At 70.3% G+C, this 19210-nt stretch carries 16 protein-coding genes, 1 pseudogene and 1 riboswitch; of the genes and pseudogenes, 11 read left to right on the top strand and 6 right to left on the bottom strand.

Going from position 1 to position 19210, the window contains the following annotated elements; translation table 11 throughout:
• Positions 1-53: 53 nt before the first annotated feature.
• The gene (locus AB5L52_RS39345; protein WP_351018981.1) at positions 54-785 is read left to right on the top strand and encodes a hypothetical protein; all 732 of its coding nucleotides are present in this window, start codon (positions 54-56) and stop codon (positions 783-785) included.
• Positions 786-1187: 402 nt separating this feature from the next.
• On the opposite strand, the gene AB5L52_RS39340 is transcribed toward AB5L52_RS39345, so the two are convergent.
• Both AB5L52_RS39340 and AB5L52_RS39335 read right to left on the bottom strand, forming a co-directional pair.
• Positions 1188-2588: a protein kinase gene (locus AB5L52_RS39340; RefSeq protein WP_369368063.1), complete on the bottom strand. Its 1401-nt coding sequence runs from the start codon at positions 2586-2588 to the stop codon at positions 1188-1190.
• A gap of 192 nt (positions 2589-2780) precedes the next feature.
• Complete coding sequence (locus tag AB5L52_RS39335; protein WP_369368062.1) at positions 2781-4472, bottom strand: tetratricopeptide repeat protein; 1692 nt, start codon at positions 4470-4472, stop codon at positions 2781-2783.
• A 241-nt stretch (positions 4473-4713) separates the two neighbouring features.
• Here AB5L52_RS39335 and AB5L52_RS39330 point away from each other — a divergent pair, with 241 nt between their 5' ends.
• The 7 genes and pseudogenes from AB5L52_RS39330 (at position 4714) to AB5L52_RS39300 (ending at position 12706) form a co-directional block, all read left to right on the top strand.
• Entirely contained in the window at positions 4714-6396 is a 1683-nt protein-coding gene (locus tag AB5L52_RS39330; protein ID WP_369368061.1) for an ABC transporter substrate-binding protein, read from the top strand.
• A gap of 65 nt (positions 6397-6461) precedes the next feature.
• Positions 6462-7337 carry an ABC transporter permease gene (locus AB5L52_RS39325; RefSeq protein ID WP_351019476.1) on the top strand — a complete coding sequence of 292 codons (876 nt, stop codon included), beginning with the start codon at positions 6462-6464 and terminating at the stop codon, positions 7335-7337.
• Positions 7334-8326 (top strand): ABC transporter permease, encoded by a 993-nt coding sequence (locus tag AB5L52_RS39320; protein ID WP_351018992.1) that lies wholly within the window; start codon positions 7334-7336, stop codon positions 8324-8326. Before AB5L52_RS39325 ends, AB5L52_RS39320 begins: the two co-directional genes overlap by 4 nt.
• Positions 8323-9090 (top strand): annotated as a pseudogene (locus tag AB5L52_RS39315) (ABC transporter ATP-binding protein); the annotation flags it as partial. The gene AB5L52_RS39320 and the pseudogene AB5L52_RS39315, both read left to right, overlap by 4 nt.
• A gap of 50 nt (positions 9091-9140) precedes the next feature.
• The gene (locus AB5L52_RS39310; RefSeq protein ID WP_369368060.1) at positions 9141-10151 is read left to right on the top strand and encodes an ABC transporter ATP-binding protein; all 1011 of its coding nucleotides are present in this window, start codon (positions 9141-9143) and stop codon (positions 10149-10151) included.
• Positions 10148-11428: an alpha/beta fold hydrolase gene (locus AB5L52_RS39305; protein ID WP_369368059.1), complete on the top strand. Its 1281-nt coding sequence runs from the start codon at positions 10148-10150 to the stop codon at positions 11426-11428. The genes AB5L52_RS39310 and AB5L52_RS39305 overlap by 4 nt, the downstream gene beginning before the upstream one ends.
• A 42-nt stretch (positions 11429-11470) precedes the next feature.
• Positions 11471-12706 (top strand): M6 family metalloprotease domain-containing protein, encoded by a 1236-nt coding sequence (locus tag AB5L52_RS39300; protein WP_369368058.1) that lies wholly within the window; start codon positions 11471-11473, stop codon positions 12704-12706.
• Positions 12707-12716: 10 nt separating this feature from the next.
• Here AB5L52_RS39300 and AB5L52_RS39295 read toward each other — a convergent pair whose 3' ends face one another.
• The 3 genes from AB5L52_RS39295 to AB5L52_RS39285 form a co-directional block, all read right to left on the bottom strand.
• Positions 12717-13682 carry a LysR family transcriptional regulator gene (locus AB5L52_RS39295; RefSeq protein ID WP_369368057.1) on the bottom strand — a complete coding sequence of 322 codons (966 nt, stop codon included), beginning with the start codon at positions 13680-13682 and terminating at the stop codon, positions 12717-12719.
• 161 nt (positions 13683-13843) lie between these two features.
• Positions 13844-15370, bottom strand: a complete 1527-nt coding sequence (locus AB5L52_RS39290; protein WP_369368056.1) for an LCP family protein — start codon at positions 15368-15370, stop codon at positions 13844-13846.
• Positions 15363-15737 (bottom strand): hypothetical protein, encoded by a 375-nt coding sequence (locus AB5L52_RS39285; RefSeq protein ID WP_369368055.1) that lies wholly within the window; start codon positions 15735-15737, stop codon positions 15363-15365. The genes AB5L52_RS39290 and AB5L52_RS39285 overlap by 8 nt, the downstream gene beginning before the upstream one ends.
• Positions 15738-16159: 422 nt before the next feature.
• A riboswitch (M-box (ykoK) riboswitch) is annotated at positions 16160-16333 on the top strand.
• A gap of 437 nt (positions 16334-16770) precedes the next feature.
• On the opposite strand from AB5L52_RS39285, the gene AB5L52_RS39280 reads away from it, so the two are divergent.
• The 3 genes from AB5L52_RS39280 to AB5L52_RS39270 all read left to right on the top strand — a co-directional run bounded on the left by AB5L52_RS39280 (position 16771) and on the right by AB5L52_RS39270 (position 17817).
• Positions 16771-17142 (top strand): VOC family protein, encoded by a 372-nt coding sequence (locus AB5L52_RS39280; RefSeq protein ID WP_351019479.1) that lies wholly within the window; start codon positions 16771-16773, stop codon positions 17140-17142.
• Between the two features lie 97 nt (positions 17143-17239).
• The gene (locus tag AB5L52_RS39275) at positions 17240-17482 is read left to right on the top strand and encodes a hypothetical protein (RefSeq protein WP_351019012.1); all 243 of its coding nucleotides are present in this window, start codon (positions 17240-17242) and stop codon (positions 17480-17482) included.
• Positions 17483-17553: 71 nt separating this feature from the next.
• The gene (locus AB5L52_RS39270; RefSeq protein WP_351019015.1) at positions 17554-17817 is read left to right on the top strand and encodes a hypothetical protein; all 264 of its coding nucleotides are present in this window, start codon (positions 17554-17556) and stop codon (positions 17815-17817) included.
• Positions 17818-17887: 70 nt separating this feature from the next.
• Here the strand turns inward: AB5L52_RS39270 and AB5L52_RS39265 are convergent, their stop codons facing one another.
• Positions 17888-19174 (bottom strand): MFS transporter, encoded by a 1287-nt coding sequence (locus tag AB5L52_RS39265; RefSeq protein ID WP_369368054.1) that lies wholly within the window; start codon positions 19172-19174, stop codon positions 17888-17890.
• Positions 19175-19210 lie beyond the last annotated feature (36 nt).

Below are 19210 nucleotides of genomic sequence, written 5' to 3'. Positions count from 1 at the left end.
CGGGTGTTCGAGCAGGTGAGGTACGTTTCTGCCTGTTCGAAGGGGGGCCCGAAGTGGCGAAGCTGAACCAGATCATCGCTGTCGAGAAGGGTGTCAAGAGCAAGTCGCTCCAGGACATCACCGCGGCGCACCACAAGGTGCAGAAGCCGGCCCTGCTGGCCGGTATCTCGCGTACGTACCAGCCGAAGGACGAGGAGGGCGAGCAGCTGCCGCCCGAGTCCACGCGGGTACAGGTGCAGGCGGAGGACGTACTGCGGGAGATGTCCGCGTCGCTCACCCGGCTCTTCGATGTGACCGCCACCAAGGACTGGGCGAACTGCGCGGCCCGCGCGGACATCACGGTCGACGGCCGGACGATCGTCACCGACGTCCCGGTCAGCTATCTCCTGTTCCTGGAGAAGCAGCTCACCGACCTGCACACGTTCGTCAGGAAGCTCCCTACGCTCGACGCCGCGGAGTCCTGGTCGCACGACCCTTCCACGGACTGGTGGAAGACGGACCCGGTGCGCACGATCCGCACCAAGAAGGTCCCGCGCAACCACGTCAAGGCGGAGGCGACCGACAAGCACCCGGCACAGGTCGAGGTGTACTACGAGGACGTGCCCATCGGGTACTGGACGACCGTGAAGTTCTCCGGAGCACTCCCGGCGCGGCGGGTGAACGAGCTGGTCGACCGGGTCGAGAAGCTCCAGCAGGCGGTGAAGTTCGCCCGCGAGGAGGCCAACGCCGCCGAGGTCACCGACCAGCGGGTCGGCGACGCGGTGTTCGGCTACCTGCTCGGCTGACGCCGGCCGCGGGTAGCATCCATGATCGCCCCCGCGTGCGAGCGCGGGGGTGCGCAACAGGCGCGGGCCGGATTGAGGACCGGTTCGCGCGATGAGCGCAAGCTGACACTGAAGTTCAGCCTGAAGGCACGGGCAACCGTGGTCAATCTCAGACTCTCGCTCCAGTCTCAGCATCGCCGCCGATCGCCGGATCGATCGAGGGCGGACGAACGCCGTCGGATGCGAGTTCGACTCTCGCCTGCAGCTCTTTCCTGCTGCGGTAGTTCAAAGGAAGAACACGACGGCATGATGACTGATCCGTTCTCTTAAACGCCGCCGGCGTGCGCAATTGGGTGGCATCCCCAGGGGCCCGGGAGCTGGATACGACTCCCGGGCCCCGCCACGTCCACCGGCCATGGGCCGCTACCGGGTTTCCTTGGACGCCGGGGAGAGCCGGACCGTGATGTGGCTACCCCGTGCGGCCAGGGTGCCGGGCTCGGGGGTCTGGCTGCAGATGTGTCGCGCGGGCAGGTGCGGGGCGTCGGGGCACTCTCCGGCGCCGGAGTTCACGAGGTGCAGGCCGTGGGTTCGCGCGCCGGCCCTTGCCTGGGCAAGTGGGCTGCCGATCAGGTTGGGGACCTGGACAGGCATGGTGTGATCGACCGTGGTGGAGGGCGTCGCCCGGGAAGCGTGCGGGAAGAAGCCGGAGCCCGCTGAGGCCCACGCCGCCCCGGCGATCAGCAGTGATGCCAGAAGTACTCCGAAGACGGCGCGGCGACGACGGGTCGTACGCCGGCGGGGAGACGGTTGACTCGCGGCGTCGGTTGTCGCGACGGCGGCCGTAGCGTCCCGACAGGGGTTGCTGGTGAGGGTCGTCCGGTGGGCGGAAGTGGCCGTGTCCGGGGAAAGGACGGCCGTTCGTGCAGCGGGAATCGGGGCTGGGCCAGCGGTGTCCGGGTGAGCAGGGTGCCCAGGCGACACAGCCGTACCGAGTTCTCTGCGAAGGCCGTCAAGGGCGGTCAGCATCTCCCACGCCGTGGCGTAGCGGTGGTCGGGGTCCTTGGCGAGGGCGGTCAGAACCACGCTGTCGCATACCGGAGGTGCCTGCGGTGTGCAGGCGGAGGGTGGCTCGGGCTCGTCTCCGAGGTGTTGATAGGCGATGGCCATCGGGGACTCGCCGGTGAACGGAGGGTGCCCGGTCAGCAACTCATAGAGCAGGCAGCCGGTGGAGTACAGGTCGGCCCGCGCGTCGAGCTGCTGCCCGCGGGCCTGTTCGGGCGAAAGGTACTCGGCGGTGCCCACGACCATGGACGTCCGCGTCAGTGTCGTGCCGGGCATGAAGACGTTGCGGGCGATCCCGAAGTCCATCACTTTGACCGAGTCGTCGGCAGTGATCATCACGTTGGCGGGTTTGATGTCGCGGTGGATGATGCCTCGTTCATGGGCATGAGCCAACGCGGCCAGCACTCCAGCGGTCAGGCGTAGCGCCCGGTCCGGCCTGAGCGGGCGTGAGCGCACCAATTGGTGCAGCGTATGGCCTGCGACGTACTCCATGACGATGTACGGACACTCAAGCCCGTCAGCGATTTCCACGCCGACGTCGTAGACCGCGACGATCCCGGGATGACTCAGGGAGGCAACCGCCTGCGCCTCGCGGGCGAACCGTTCCCTGCCCGTCTCGTCCAGCACGTCGACGCGCGGCATCTTCACCGCAACCCGGCGAGCGAGCATGAGGTCGTCAGCGAGGTGCACTTCGGCCATCCCGCCGCGGCCCAGCAGGCGGCGCAGCACGTACCTGTCGCCCAGCGTACGCTCCTGACACATCGACTTCTGCATGACCTGGCGCCCCCGGATCTGTCGCGTGACTGGATGTGCCGGCCCTCCCACCCGGCTGCACGCAGCAGAACCTAGGAACCCTTCTTGTGAAAACTCTGTGGCCACGCGCCTCGACCGGCCCAGCGGCCGCGAGCCGAACACGCTCCTCCTGGCGGACGCCCCCGGCCGTCTCCTGACGGCTCAGGGTTCCCTCGTGCAGCAACCGCCCCCGCCGGCGGTGTCCGAGACCGCGTCGAGGCGGCAGAAGCAGGACGCCTCGATCGGCACGTCCGCCATCGCGAGGGCAATCTTCAACTGCTGGGCCACGATCTGCGCCTCTCCCGCCTTGCCCAGCCGGACCAGACACTCGTGCAGGCCGTGCAGGGACCAGACGTTGCCGGGGTGCTGCACGGCGCGCGGAAGGGTGTCGTCGAGTCCCAGATCGGCCCGGTAGACCGCCTCGGCCTCCGCGACGCGCCCCCGTTCCAGGAGCAGGGCCCCGTATGCGTGCCGAGTGGGCTGCATCCATCCCCATGGCTCGTCGTAGGGAAGGTTGTCATCCCGTTCGATCGACCGCTCGAGCGCGGCGAAGGCTGCGTCATGGTCGCCCTTGCGGTATTCGAGTTCGCCGTCGAGCATCGCCGACGCGATCGCCAGGATGTCGGCACAGGTGTTGTTGAACAACATGCGCGTCTCCGGGACCCGGGCGACCGCCTCGCCGAACAGCCGGCGTTCGGCCTCGGCCTCGGCAATCCGGCCGGTGGCCGAGAACGCGACACCTCGGGCGTAGTGCAGCATCGCCGTGCTCACGCTGTAGAGCTCCGGGTCGGCGGGCATGGGCATCCGCAGGATGTCGCTCCAGCGGCCGAAGCGGATCAGTACATGGACCCGCATGGCGAGGAAGCCTTCCAGCCAGTCGGCCATGGGCGGGCTCTGCACGCGCAGCAGCTGCTCGGGGATGGACGCCTCCAACTGGGCAGCGGTCTCCAGCGCGGTCCGGAACCGGCCGAGGAACATCGCTCCGTAGATCTTGAAGTGGTAGTTGTGCGACCGATACAGCGTGTAGAAGTTCATGGCTCCGGCCCGTGCACGGAACTTCTCGTCGGCGACGATCGCGGCGTCGTTGTCCGACACCACGCGACGGTAGTCGCCGCAGAGCACCTCGATGTGTGAAGGCATGTGCTGCAGATGACCGGCGTCGGGCACCAGGCCGCGCAGCCGGTCGGCGGCGGGCAGGGCAGCCTCGGGTGTCGGGGACATCTCCATCAGGTGGATGTACATGTGCAGGATGCCGAGGTGTTCCGCCCCGGCATCCGTCGCGAGCGCCCGGTCCAGGACGGCCTTGGCCTCAAGCGTGCGGGCGCCTTCGGCCGGGTCACCGGTGCGCAGGTTCCACAGCCGCCAGGGGGTGAGGTTCATCAGCGCGTCGGCGTACAGGGCGGTGATGTCGAGGTCGTCCCGGGCGAGTTCGTGGACGACGCGCATGCTGTCGGCGTACGGCGCATTCCACACGGAGCAGTCGTCGACGGCCTCCGCCTGCGGACAGCGGGCACGCAACGCGCCGATCAAGGCCCGCTCGACGGGCGTGGCGGCGGCTTCCGCCTTCTCGTGGGCGAGTTCCACGGCGGCGTGGGTGCGTTCGACGGTGCGTGCGAGCTCCTGCTCGTCGAAGAACTCCCACGGCTTGTTGTAGTTGGGGCCGAGTGCGTACGCGATGCCCCAGTACGCCATGGCACAGCCGGGGTCGGCCGCCGCGGCGGCTTCGAAGCAGGAGACGGCTTCCTCGTGATGGAAGGCGTATGTCCACACCAGTCCGCGGTCGAACCACAGTTGTGCCTCGGGCGAGGACGTCGTCACGGGGCGGCTGTACGTGCCGAGATCGTAATAGTCCATAGAGCCCATGCACCGTCCCTGACCAGCCGACCGCCGAGGCGCCGGGAACCGACCGCGCTTATGACGCAAAGCTTGTACCGAACAGCGTAGTGGGCCGAGCCGCGTGTCCCGGGCCGGACCGCACCGCCCCCTGCGTCCATAACCCGATGTTCTGGGGATCCGAGAGCTGGTCGTCGGAGCCGACCACCTCCACCCTTGGCCCAAGCCGCTGTGCAATGTCACATCACATAGGAGCTCAATCGTGAGAGCACGACGATCCGGGATGGTCATGGTCGCCGCCCTCGGGCTCGTCGCCTTCGCCGGCTGCGGGAGAGCCGGCGGGGGCGACGGGCAGGGCGGGCCCGCGAGCAAGGGAGGCACCCTGCACGTGCTCTCCAGCACCGACCTGGAGCACCTCGACCCGGCCCGCAACTACGTCACCTCCTCCGAGGACGTAGGCCGCCTCATCTACCGGACGCTGACGACGTACGCGGCGGCACCCGGGCCGGCCGGCGGAAAGATCGTGCCGGACCTGGCGACGGACACCGGACGCCCGAGCGCCGATGCCCGCACCTGGACCTTCACACTCAAGGCGGGGGTCAAGTTCGAGGACGGGCGGCCCATCACCAGCCGTGACATCAAGTACGGGGTCGAGCGGACGTTCGCCGCGGAACTCCCCGAAGGGCCGCCGTACGCACGGATGTGGCTTGCGGGAGGCCGGAGTTACCAGGGCCCCTACAAGGACAAGCACGGGCTCGCCTCGATAGAGACCCCGGACGACAGGACGATCGTCTTCAGGCTCAACCGGCCGGTGGCCGACTTCGGTTCGGCGGTGTCGCTGCCGATCTTCGCCCCGGTTCCGCAGGACAAGGACACCGGGGTCCGTTACGACAGCAGGCCCTTCTCGTCCGGTCCGTACAAGATCGGGGAATTCGAACCCAAGAAGCGGCTCACGCTGGTCCGCAACACCCACTGGAGCACGGCCACCGACGCGGTGCGCAAAGGTCTGCCGGACGAGGTCGTGATCGATCTCGACCTCGACCCGGCCGTCGTCGACCAGCGGCTCATCGCCGCTCAGGGACAGGACGCGGACGCCGTCGCCTTCGCGCCGGTCGGCCCGGCCTCGGTCGGGCCGGTGATGGCCAACCCGGCGGTGCGCAAACGACTTGTGACAGGTGAGTCGATCAACACGCGCTACCTGAGCATCAACACCCGGCACAAGCCGCTCGACGATGTCCGGGTGCGGCAGGCGATCGCCTACGCGCTGGACAAGGACGCCCTGCGCACCGCTCGGGGCGGCCCGATCGCCGGCAAACTGGCCACCACCCTGCTGCCGCCGTCGCTGCCGGGCGCCGTCCCGGACGATCCCTTCCCGAGCCCGGGCGGCAAGGGCGATCCGGCCAAGGCCAAGGTGCTGCTCGCCCAAGCGGGCCACGCCTCGGGTCTGACCCTCACGCTGGACACCCCGGCCACCGCGGGCGGACAGACGCAGGGCGAGGCCGTGCAGGCGTCCCTGGCCAAGGCCGGGATCAAGGTCAACATCAACGCGATCAGTTCATCGGCGTACTACAGCACGGTCGGGAACACCGCCCAGGAGCACGACCTGGTGATCGACGGCTGGACGCCCGACTGGCCCGGCGCCTCCACCTACCTGCCCCTCGTGTTCGACAGCCGGCTGATCACCCCCGAGGGCAACAACAACCACGCCCAGTACGACTCCCCCGCGGTCGACTCCCGCATCGACGCGATCGCCCGGATGAAGGATCCGGCGGCCGCCGCGACGGCCTACGGCGAACTGGCCCGGCAGATCATGCGGGACGCTCCGGTCGTACCGTTCCTGTGGGACAAGGCGGCTGTCCTGACCGGGCCTCATGTCAGCGGCGCCTATGGCCACATCGCCTACGTCGGCGAGCTGGATCTGGTCTCCCTGGGGCTGCGCAAGTGACCGCCGGGCTCCCCGCCCCCGTACCGTCCGACGCGGCGCATCGCGTCGTGCCCCGCGAGACCTCCCTGGTGCGCCGGCTGCTGGCCCAGCGCTCCGCCACGGTCGCGCTGACGGTGGTCGTGCTCCTGGTGCTGATCGCCCTCGCGGCCCCGCTGATCGCCTGGGCCGTCGGCACGTCCCCGACCGACTTCCATTCCGAAGCGGTGGACCCGGAGCTCGGCGGACTGCCGCGCGGCACCGGAGGCGGGATCAGCGCCGCGCACTGGCTGGGCGTCGAGCCCGGCAGCGGCCGGGACATCCTCGCCCGTGTCGTCTACGGCGCCCGGGTCTCGCTGCTGATCGCCCTGCTCGCCACCGCAGTGTCGGTGACGCTCGGAACGGCGCTCGGACTGGCCGCCGGGTTCTTCGGCGGCTGGACCGACACCGTCGTCGGCAGGCTGATGGACCTGCTCATGTCCTTCCCCGCCCTCATCTTCATGATCGCGCTGATCTCGGCGGCGCCGGGAGTGAACCGGCAGCTGCTGCTGGTCGTCGTGCTCGGCTTCTTCGGGTGGCCGTACGTCGGGCGGATCGTGCGCGGGCAGGCGATGGCGCTGGCCCGTGGCGAGTTCGTGGCCGCGGCCCGGGTGCTGGGTGCCTCCCGGCGCGCCCTGCTGGTACGGGAGGTGCTGCCCAACCTGAGCGGGCCGATCCTCGTGGTGGCGACCATGTCGATCCCCGGCTACGTCGCCACCGAGGCGGGCCTGTCCTTCCTCGGCATCGGCGTGCGCCCGCCGACCGCCTCATGGGGTCAGATGATCGCCTCCGCGGTGCCGTGGTACGCCGCCGACCCCGTCTACTTCCTCGTCCCCGGCGCCTTCCTGTTCGTCACCGTGCTCGCCTTCAACGTGCTGGGTGACGCGGTGAGGGACGCACTCGACCCCCGGAGCCGCCGCCGATGATCCTCTATGTCCTGCGCAGACTGGCCGCGACGGCGGCGATCCTGCTGGTGATCTGCGCGGCCACCTTCGCGATCTTCTATCTGATGCCCGCCGACCCTGCCCAGGGCGCCTGCGGCAAGGCATGCAGCCCGGAGCGGATCGCCGAGATCCGCACCACCCTCGGCCTGAACCACTCAGTGTTCGTGCAGTTCCGCGACTATCTCGTCGGCATCGTGGCCGGCCGCGGCTACGGCACGGGGACGCATGCCGTGCACTGCCCCGCCCCCTGTCTGGGCTTCAGTTTCCAGACCGATCAGCCGGTGTGGCGCATGCTCACGGACCGGCTCCCGGTCAGCGTGTCCATCGCCGTGGGCGCGGCGACGCTGTGGCTGGTCGTCGGTGTCACGGCGGGTGTGATCTCGGCGCTGCGCCGTGGCAGCCTGTGGGACCGGGCGGCGATGACGGCCGCGCTCGGCGGTGTCTCGCTGCCGGTGTACTTCACCGCGCTGGTCCTGCAGTACCTGCTCGTCGTCAAGCTCGGTCTGCTGCCGTATCCGCAGGCGATCGCGCTCACCGCGGACCCGGTCGGCTGGGCGGGGTCCATGGTCATGCCGTGGATCACGCTGGCGATGCTCTACGCCGGCATCTATGCCCGGATCACCCGGGGCGAGATGCTCGACAGCCTCGGCCAGAACTACGTCCGCACCGCCCGCGCCAAGGGCCTGCCCGAGCCGGCCGTCCTGCGTCGCCATGCGCTGCGGCCGGCGCTGATGCCCATCGTGACGATCTTCGGCATGGACCTCGGCGCCCTGCTCGGCGGCGCCCTCATCACCGAGTCGGTCTTCGGCCTGCCCGGTGTGGGCAAGCTCGCGGCCGATGCGATCAACAGCGCCGACCAGCCGGTGATCCTCGGCGTGACGCTCTTCGCCGCGGCGTTCGTCGTGATCGCCAACGTCGCGGTGGACCTGGTCTACGCGTTCCTGGACCCGAGAGTGAGGGCCGTGGGATGAGCCTGCTGACCGTACGTGATCTGACCGTGGACTTCGCGGGCGGCGTGCGCGCCGTCGACGGACTCGATCTGGACCTGGCCGCCGGGGCGGTGCTCGGCGTGGTGGGTGAGTCCGGCAGCGGCAAGTCCGTGACCAGCCTGGCCATCATGGGTCTGCTGTCCGATGCCCGCGTCACGGGTGAAGTCCGCTTCGACGGAAGGCAGTTGACCGGCATGGACGGGCGGGCGCTGCGCCGGTTGCGCGGAGACCGGATCGCGATGATCTTCCAGGATCCGCTGTCCTGCCTGAACCCCTACTATTCGGTGGGCTACCAGATCGCCGAGGCGTACCGTGCGCACCGCCGGGCCGGACGCCGCGAGGGGCACCGGGTCGCGGTGCGGATGCTGGACCGGGTCGGCATTCCCGAGCCCGAGCGGCGCGCCCGCGCGTATCCGCACGAGTTCTCCGGCGGCATGCGCCAGCGCGTGATGATCGCGATGGCGCTGTGCCTGGAGCCCGACCTGCTCATCGCCGACGAACCGACCACCGCGCTCGACGTGACCGTGCAGGCCCAGATCCTGGACCTGCTGCGGGAGCTGCGGGAGCGGTCCGGCACCGCCGTCATGCTCATCACCCATGACATGGGCGTGGTCGCGGGACTGGCCGACGAGATCGTCGTGATGAACGGCGGCCGGGCGGTCGAACGGGGCCCGGTCCGCGAGGTGTTCTACCGGCCGAGCGCCGCCTACACCAAGGGCCTGCTCGCTTGTGTGCCCCGGGTCGACGGGCCGTTGCCCGACCGGCTGCCCACGTTGTCGGCACGGGAGGTGACAGCGTGAACGCACCGCTGCTCGAGGCGCGCGACCTGGTCAAGCGGTTCGCCGTACGGCACGGCCTGACCAGGCGGCCGGCCGGACATGTCAGGGCGGTCGACGGTGTGTCGCTGCGGGTGGACGCGGGAGAGACACTGGGTCTGGTCGGCGAGTCCGGCTGCGGCAAGTCCACGGTCGCCCGGCTGCTGACCCGGCTCATCGAGCCGACCTCGGGCACGGTCTCGGTGTCCGGACGGGAACTGGCCACGCTGGACGAGCAGTTGATGCGTCCCATGCGCCGCGACCTGCAGATGATCTTCCAGGATCCGTACTCCTCGCTCAACCCCCGCCAGACCGTCCGGCAGATCCTTGCCGCGCCGTACCGCTACCAGGGGCTGCCCCCGGAGGAACCGGTGGAAGAGCTGCTGGCGCGGGTGGGCCTGCGGCCGGAGCACGCCGCCCGCTATCCCCATGAGTTCTCCGGCGGCCAGGCGCAGCGCATCGGCATCGCCCGGGCGCTGGCGCTGCGGCCGAAACTGGTGGTGTGCGACGAGCCCGTCTCGGCGCTCGACGTGTCGGTCCAGGCGCAGATCCTCAACCTGCTCAAGGACCTGCAGCAGGAGTACGGGCTCGCGTACGTGTTCATCGCGCACGACCTCGGCGCGGTCCGCCAGATCAGCACGCGCGTCGCCGTGATGTACCTGGGCACGGTCGTGGAGACGGCCGACCGCGACACGCTCTACGGCCGCGCCGCGCATCCGTACACCCACGCCCTGCTCTCCGCCGTGCCGCTGCCCGACCCGGACGCCGAACGGGCCCGCGAGCGGATCGTCCTCCGTGGTGACCTGCCCAGTCCGCTCGACCCGCCCAGCGGCTGTCCGTTCCGCACCCGTTGCCCCAGGGCGGCCGACCGCTGCGCCGCCGAACGGCCCGTGCTGCGTCCGATCGCCTCGGGCCACGAGGTCGCCTGCCACTTCCCCGAGCCGCTTCCGCAGCCGCCGTCCGTGTCGTTCACCGAAGGGGCGACCTCATGAGCCTCAGCTACCGCCTGCCCGGTCTCGCCGTGACCGACCACTCCTTCACCGTGCCGCTCGACCACGCCGCCCCCGCGGGGCCTTCGATCCAGGTGTTCGCCCGGGAACTGTCCGATCCGGCTCACGTCGGCGAGCGACTGCCCTGGCTGCTGTTCCTGCAAGGCGGCCCCGGAGGCAAATCGCCCCGGCCGCTGAGCGCCACCGCGGGGTGGCTCGCCCGTGCCCTCAGGACCCACCGGGTGCTGCTCCTGGACCAACGCGGCACCGGCCGCAGCACCCCGGTCACGGCCCGGTCGGCCGGGCGGTTCTCCGATGCCGGGGAACTGGCCGGTCACCTCGCCCTCTTCCGCGCGGACTCGATCGTCGCCGACGCGGAGCTGATCCGGCACGAGCTGTGCGGCGACGAGCCATGGGAGACGCTCGGCCAGAGCTACGGCGGCTTCATCACCCTGACCTACCTGTCCCAGGCCCCCGAAGGGCTCCGTGGCTGCTACATCACCGGCGGCCTCCCCGGCCTGGAGGCCACCGCTGACGACGTCTACGCGGCCACCTGTCCCCGGGTCAGGGAGAAGGTGACCGCGTTCTACGCCCGTTACCCGGGTGACCGCGATCTGGTCCGGCGCGTCGCCGATCTTCTCGACGGCCGGACGGTCCGGCTGCCCGACGGGGACCGGCTCACCGTCCGGCGACTGCGCACCCTCGGCCTGATGCTGGGCATGGGCGAGGGAGCCGAGCGCCTGCACTGGCTGCTGGACGAAGCCCTCGGCGCCGACGGTGAACTCTCGGCGACCTTCCTGCAGCAGGTGATGAACCTGACCGGGCTCGTCGACAACCCGCTCTTCGCCGTGCTCCAGGAAGCCTGCTTCGCGCAGGGCGGCAAGCCCACCGACTGGGCCGCGGCCCGAGCCATCGCCGACCGCCCGGAGTTCACCGAGGACGCCGACCCGCTGCTGTTCACCGGGGAGATGTTCTATCCCTGGATGTACGAGGAGATCGCCGGGCTGCGGCCGTTCCGCGATGCGGCCCATCTGCTGGCCGAGCGAGCCGACTGGCCGGAGCTGTACTCCCCGTCGCGGCTGGCGGCCAACCAGGTGCCGGTGGCGGCCGCGATCTACCACGACGACATGTACGTCCCCACCGAACTGTCACTGCCGACCGCGCGGTCGGTCGGCGCGCTGCGCGCCTGGGTCACCGACGAGTGGGAGCACGACGGGGTGAGCGCGTCCGGCGTGGGCGTGCTGTCCCGTCTGATGGACATGGCCGCCGGACGCGCCTGACGTCCCCCGTCCCCGCACCGGCCGAAGGAGAGAAGAGGAGACATGACCGGATCCCCGCACAGGCTCAGGGCCTTTGCCGCGAGTGCCGCCGCGACGGCGTTCCTGTCGCTCGGCGCCGCCGCTCCGGCCGCGACCGCCGCCCAGGCCGCGAGCACCGCCCGGCCCACGACCACCGCGCCGGAGCACAGTACGGTTCCGGCCACCGACTGTGCCCTTCCCGGCCGGACCGGCTGGACGGACGAGGGCCACACCACCGACTACACCACCCAGTTCCAGCGCCCCCTCGGCACCAGGCACGTGCTCATGCTGTTCGTCGACTTCCCCGACGCCCAGGCCTCGGGACCGACCTCCGACTACTACCGGCAACTCGCCCCGGCCGCCGGCTGGATGAAGGGCGACTCCTACGGACGGGCCACCCTGGACATCACCTCGCTCAACCGGTGGATACGGATGCCGCAGGACTCCACCAGCTACGGCTTCCAGCGCGGCATCACCTTCGAGCAGCACGAGACCTACGTCCGGCAGGCGGTGGCCGCGGCCGACCCGTACGCCGACTTCTCCGCGTACGACATGGTCTACATCGTCCCGGCGAAGTCCGCCTCCGCGATCAGCTTCTCGCCGACGTACCTGTACGACCCCACCACCGCGGGCATCACCGCCGACGGCACACGCATCAAGTGGGCGGTGACATTCGGGCAGGACATGTGGCACTGGGGCTTCAAGGTCGCCGACCACGAGACCAGCCACACCTTCGGTCTGCCCGATCTCTACGCGTTCACCGGCAGCGACTACCACCGCTTCGTCGGCGGCTGGGACCTCATGGGCGACATCTCCGGCGCCGCCCCGCAACACCTCGGCTGGGAGCGGTGGAAGTTCGGCTGGATCGACGATCGCCAGGTCGCCTGTCTGCCCACGACCGGTAGCCGCACGGTCCGCCTGAGGGCCGTGGAAAGCCCCGGCGGTACCAAGATCGCGGTGATCCGCACCGGCGAGACCACCGCCTACGTCGCCGAGTCCCGCAGGGCCATCGGCGCGGACGGCCACGCCTGTTCCACCGGAGTGCTCATCTACCAGGTGGACTCCTCCGCCCAGACCGGCTACGGCCCGGTCCGCATCGTGAACGGCAACCCCGGCGCCACCCCGCCCTCGGGCTGCCGGGCACTGGACATGGCGGCGTTCCACCCCGGCCAGTCCTTCACCGACCCCACCACGCATGTCCGGATCGATGTCGACGGCAGCACGCCTCTCCAGGACCAGGTCTCCCTCACCAAGCAGTGAGAGCCCTGGCTCACTTCGGCAACCGCAGCGACTCCGGATGGCGCCGCCGCCATCGCGCGTACGCCGGTGCGGCGGCGCAGGTGGCGAGATACCCCTCGGCCACTCTGCGGACGACCGCGTCGCCGTGTGCGGCCAACGGCCCGTCGCGGCGCCAGCCGAGTACATGGCGGTACCAGAGTGGATTGCCGCGGAGAGGGCGCACCGTGACGCCGGGCACCTCGATGAAGGTCGCCTGGCAGAGGCTGACGGCCAGGCCCGCCCTCACCACGTCGATCAGCTGCCTGCCTTCGACCTCGTAGGGGGCGTGCGGCTGACGGCCCGTCAGGGAGAAGACGGACGCCCAGTACTCCCGGGTGCGATCGCTGTCCGGGTGCGGCAGAGCCCAGTCCTCGCCGATGAGTTCCTGCAGACTCACCTCTTCGCGTCCGGCCAAGGGGTGCGTGGACGGCAACAAGGAGAAGACGGGCTCGGTGACGACCGGGCACAGGACGACTCCCGCACGGGGCGGGAGTTCATGGCCGGGGTTGTCGCCGAGGACCGCCGCCTCCAGGCGGCCCGCCGCGAGGTCGTCCAGCAGTGGCGAAGGGGAGTACTGGCACCGGGTCGTCACCTTCGCGCCGGGGATCGACTCCCTTGTGGCCACGACGAGATCGGCAAGCAGGGGCGCGCCCACCGAACCGAGGCGTACGCGGCCGGGCGTGGTTCCGCAGCGGGCCGCGCGGGCGGTGTCGGAGAGCAGGCCGTCGATGCCCGGCAGGATCGCCCGCGCCCGGGGCAGGACCAGCTCGCCCAGGGCGGTGGGCACGGCGCCGGCCTGCCCCCGGTCGAAGATCGGCCCGCCCAGCATGGCTTCGATACGCCGGAGTTGGGCGCTGAGCCCCGGTTGGGTCAGACGCAGCGACGCGGCGGCACGGGTAAGACTTCCTGCCTCCGCGATCGCACAGATCACTCGCAAGTGCCGTACCTCTAGATCCATGGCGCGGATGGTAAGGAGCGGCGCAAGCTTTTCGTCAGAGGGCGGCGCGGCATGGTCCCCTATGAAATGTCGCGTGCCGTCCAAGAGCTATGGGATGCGAAGCGCGGAGGTCTTGACGGAAGCGGTGCCATGTGACAGGCGGTTCCGGCAACCGGCGTGGGTCAGTTGACGCAAGGCACTCCGCCCGCCTGCACGGCCGGGCCCGAGTCCGCGGCCGATGCCGATGCCGACTGTGACGGAGCAGCGGTCGCGGTCGGGGACGGTGCTTGTCCGCCGGGCGGCGTGTAGTCCGCACCGAGGGTGACGGCGACATGGCCCGCGGGCACGGCGGAGCCGGCCGTGGCGGTGCCGGCGTGGAGCCGGCCGGCGATCTGCTGGGCCGCCGGCCCGGCCCCGGTGCCGTAGCGGACGGTGGTCACGGACCGCGGGGCGACATTGCCCGTCGTACCGGCCGTGTAACCGAGTTTGACCAGGGCGGACAGCGCCTCGGAAGCGAGGCCGCGCCTGCCGTTGCCGTTGCTGACGTCCACCGTGGCGGAGGAGACCGCGGTGGTGGAGGCCGAGGGGACCGGGGAGGCCGCGGGGCCGAAGGCCTGCTGGACGATCGACTTGACCTTGTCCGGGTCGACGAGGTTGACGTCCTCTCGGTTGCGCATGCCGAAGCCCTCGATGGGCAGGGTGTGGAACACCACGTTGCCGCCGGTGAGGTTGGGGGCCTGCTGGGCGAAGTCGAGCACGTTCCAGGAACTGTCGAGGACGACGTCCTTCTTCACCACGTCGAACAGGCCCTGCAGCTTGGACGGGCTGCCCCAGACTCCCTCGGACTTGAGCTGGTGCGTGACCGTGGAGATGAACGCCTGCTGCCGGCGCGTGCGGTCCAGGTCTCCTTCGTCCAGCCCGTGCCGCTGGCGTACGAAGGCCAGCGCCTGCCGGGCGTTCAGCTGCTGGACGCCGGCAGGGAAGTCCGCGCCCGAATAGCGGTCCCTGACCGGGTGTTTGAGGCAGACCGTGACGGGCTGCAGCACCTTGGCGATGTCGTAGAAGCCGAGGAGGTTGACCTCGGCGAAGTGGTCGATGGGCACACCGGTGAACTGCTGCACCGTGGCCAGCGTCGCCTCCCGGCCGGCCTCACGGCTCTTGGCCTCCAGGTCCGCGCCCTTGACGCCCTGTGCGGCGTACTTGTCGTGGGCGGTGGTATACGCGTTGGCGTACGCCTCCTTGATCTTGTAGTGGCCCTGCACCGAGCCGTCTCCGTTCAGGGTCTGCACATAGTCGTCACGCGGGATGGAGAACGCCTGCACCTTGCCGCCGTCGGCGGGGATGTGCATGAGGATCAGGGTGTTGGTGTTGTAGTAGCCGATGTCGCTCGACCCGGCGTGCAGCTCGGTCTGCACGAACTGCCGCGGCAGGTCGTTGCCATTCATGTCCTTGCGTGAGTCCAGGCCGATGAGCAGCAGGTTGACCGAGTTGTCCAGGTGCCGGGGCGCCTTGCCGCGCACCGCGTCGAGCGCGTCGGAGGTGGTGAGCCCGTCCGTCAGGGACCGGTACACGTACCAGGTCGCACCACAGCCGAGCAGCAGGGCCCCCGAAGTCCCCCACGCCGCCACGCGCAGCGCGAGCTGCCAGGGAGCCCGTCGTCCACGTCGGTCGGCGGCCGTGCGTGGGCGGTGTCGCGTGTTGTCAGCCACGGCTCCTCCGCGTCACCCCGAACCGGAGCACGACCACCGTCAGTGCCACGATGGCCACCGCGCACTCCGCGGCGGCCATCGCCGGGAACACGGCCACGGCCCAGCGCACCAGCCGTGTGGCCAGCGGACCGCGGGAGGTCAGCATGGCTCCCGCCGTGACAGCGGCCACGGCCAGAACCGGCAGCGGCGCCACCCACCCCAGGCTGCGGCGACGAACCGCCACCAGGGACGCGAGCACCGCGCCCGTCGTCGCTCCGACCACCACACCCCAGCCGGGCCCCTGACCGACCAGGGCATCCACCCCGGCCCCCACCACCAACGGCCCCAGCAGCACCGCCACGGTGACACCGGCCCCGGGCCGGCGCACGGCTGATCCGCCGTCCCCTCGGCGCGGCGAGCGTCGTGCACGGGGGGCACCGACGGACGGCGTACGTTCCCCTGCCCTGCCCTGTACGACCACTCGCCCCTGCGCCACAGGGCCGTGCCGCCCCTGCGCGCCCATGGCGCCGGTGATGCCTTCCTGCTGATGGCGCATAAGCTCGCTCTCGCTCATCTCGACACAGGGCAAAACAGACAATTCCGATCGGCGTCGCCCCGACTGCTACCAGTGAGACGAGGAATCGACCCAGATAGTTGCACACTCGCGCAAGTGAGCGAGTGATGATCCGCACAATCCTCGCGATCTCAACCCTGGCGTTGCAACCAAGGGACCCTTCGACCGGTGTTAGCAGTGCGCCAAGAACTTGCGCAACCACGCAACAAGGTGGTTATGCTTCTGGAGGTTTGAAGAGGGCACCTCGTTCGGTGAGGCGTCTGCGCGGACACAGGCCACTGACCCCACGACGTCGAGAGACGCCCAGGGTCAGGACAGGTCTCCCCGGCCCAAGGGGTGACCCCAAGTGGCTTCCCTCGCAAGGGGATTACGCCGTGCAGTGCCAAAGCTCTGACGAGTTGGGGTGAACCGGTCGACCGGACCGGTCCGCTCTTTGCCGAGTCGTACGGCGCACGGCGCCACGGCCGGAGGGAGGCGAGAATCACATGGACTGCAGTTGCAGTAGTCCGGGCCATAGTCGGCCCCGCATCCGATCGACCTCGCCCGTCCTCGGCACGCGGTAACGACACTCATCCACCGGCGTCCCTACTGACCTGGCACCCGTGCACCCCGCGCCGCCTCGGGCTGCCCGGCTGCCCAGGTGTGCCCATGGAGTGTCCCGCGTGCGTCCGATTCATTCCCCGCCGGGGGAGGGGAGGCTCCGCATGACCACGACTGAATCGATGACGCCCATGCCGCCCGCCGCAGTCCTGGCCGACGCCCGCGTCGGTGACTTCCCAGGGCCCCGGCCCGCGGACCAACGACTTCCGCCCCTTTTCGAAGCAGCCGAAGCAAAGGTGTGTTCGTGATGCTCGCCGCACTCGACTACGTACAGCTGGCCGCCCCGGCCGGCTCCGAGGACACCCTGCGCGGTTTCTATCTCACCGCACTGGGGATGACCGAGATTCCGCAGCCCGCTGCGGCGGCCCGGCTCGGCGGATGCTGGTTCGCCGCCGCCGACGGTGGCCGGCTGGAGATCCACGTCGGCATCGAGGACGGGTTCCGTCCGCCCCGCAGGGCCCATCCGGCGGTGCGGGTGACCGGTCTCGACCAACTCGCCGCCCGCCTCCAAGCCCATGGCGCACCGGTTGTGTGGACCACCAGCCTGCCGACCCACCGCCGCTTCTACACCCAGGATCCGGTCGGCAACCGCCTGGAGTTCCGCGAACCACTGCCGTGAACGGCTACGGCAGCCTCGGATCCCACCTCGGGGATCCCGCCCCGCCCCAGTCCTTGCGCACCCGTGTGCGCCCTTCCCGGGAAACGGGAGGCTTCTCATGAACCGCTCCACGCTCGGCGTGCTGTGCCTGGTCCTGGCCGACGGAACCGAACGCCCCTATCTCATCGAGGACCCGACCCCCGAGGCCCTCGCCTCCGGGGCGGTGTACGACCCCTGGGTCCACCTTGCCCATGTGCTGGCCCAACAGGGCCGTGACGCCGACTGGCTCGCCCGCTTCACGGGACTGCCACCCGCAGCGATTCACCGGATCACCGAGGCCGCCCGACAGTCCCAGCGTTAGTCCTGCCCCCTTTCTCAACAGCCCTGTTGCCGCGCCGAGCGCGCACGCGTCCGTCCACGGAGGTGACGTCCATGTCCGCACTCACCCGCCACGGCGTCAGGCACGCCTGGCCCGTCCGGCCCGTCGGCGCCCTGCTCGCCTTCTTCACCCACGTCATCGGCCGGCTGGCCGACAGCCCGCTCGACCACCCCGCGCTGCACGCGGCCGCCCCACACACCCCGGCGCCACTGCGTGCGGCCGCCCTCGCCCCCGGCCGGCCGCATGCCCACTGGCGCACCGTCACCGGTCCGGACGGCCACCGCCGCCTCGAGGCCCACTGGCACAACGGTGCGTGACCGCCCGTCTGTCGCTGTTCAACGCTCCTCGCCGAAGTCTGTTCAAGTCTGCCCCCTCTGGTTCAACGGCTCAGCCTGCTGCTTCCTCGCCCATCTGATGCTCCGCATCCTCCGACGAGACCGCCTCGGCGGAAGGCGCCTCGGGAGTGGTGCGCAGGGTGCGTACCTGCGGCGAGAGCAGGGCCGCCGTAGTGGCCAGGACAACCAGGGCGGCGCAGCCGACCAGGGCCTGGCTGGTGCCCACGGCGGCGGCGACGGGTCCCGCGATCAGCAGTCCGAGGGGGGCGAAGGCCAGGGAGCCGAACCAGTCGTAGGAGCTGACACGGGACAGGAACTGCTCCGGGATCTCCCGCTGGATGGTGGTGGCCCACAACACGCCGAAGACGTCGCTTGCGATGCCGGCGACGAACATGGCTGTGGCGGTCAGCCATACGGGGGCTTCGGCGCCGAGCAGAGCGATCGGCACGGCGGCCGGAAAGGTGCACAGCACGGCTACCAGAACGGGGCGGTTCACTCGCACACGGGCGGCGAGTCCCGCGCCGGCGATGGTGCCCACAGCCTGTGCTGCCACGATGACCGACCACGCTCGCGCCCCGCCGAGGTGCTGCTCGGCCGTCAGGGGGCCCAGCACCCCGACGTTGGCGTTGAGCGCGGCGACTACGACCGCGTACTGGGCGACCACCACCCACAGCCATTGCCGGGAAGCGAACTCCTGCCACCCTTCTCGCAGGTCGGCCCAGCCCGATGCGCTCTTGCGCGGCCGCGCGGCCACCTGCAGTCGGGCAGTCAGCGCCGCGCTGACGACGAAGGACGCCGCGTTGAGTGCGAGCGCCCAGCCGGCGCCTACCAGCGCCACGGTCACTCCGGACAGCGCCAGGCCCAGCAGCAGGGAGCTGTTGGTGCCCACCCGCAGCAACCCGTTGGCCTGTTGCAGGCGGCCCGCGGGCACGATCAGCGGTACGAGGCCGTCCATCGCCGGAGAGAACAGGGCTGTCGCGGTTCCGGCCACCACCGCCAGCGGACACATCGCCGCCAGCGGTGCATGACCGGTCAGCACCATGGCGGCCAGACCCGCATACGCCCCGGCACCCAGCACATCGGCCAGGACCATCAGTCCCGAACGCGACATCCGGTCCGCGATCACCCCGCCCGCCAGGACGAACACCAGCTGTGGCAACGCCTGGCAGGCCAGCACCAGCGACAACCGCCCCGCGCCGGCGCCCGGCAGCGCGAGCACCGCGAAAGCGAGCGCCACCCGCGCGAAGCCGTTGCCCAGCACGGAAATGACGCGGGCGCAGACGAGCAGCACGAACTGCCGATCGCACCACACCGGCGCCCCAACCGAAGGAGCTGTCACGGTCCGGCACCCTATGGCTGCCCAGGCCGGCGCAGG

This window comes from Streptomyces sp. CG4, from assembly GCF_041080655.1.
Taxonomy (GTDB): domain Bacteria; phylum Actinomycetota; class Actinomycetes; order Streptomycetales; family Streptomycetaceae; genus Streptomyces.
Note: the sequence above shows the minus strand (reverse complement) of the source record. Positions and strands in the feature narration are given on the sequence as shown.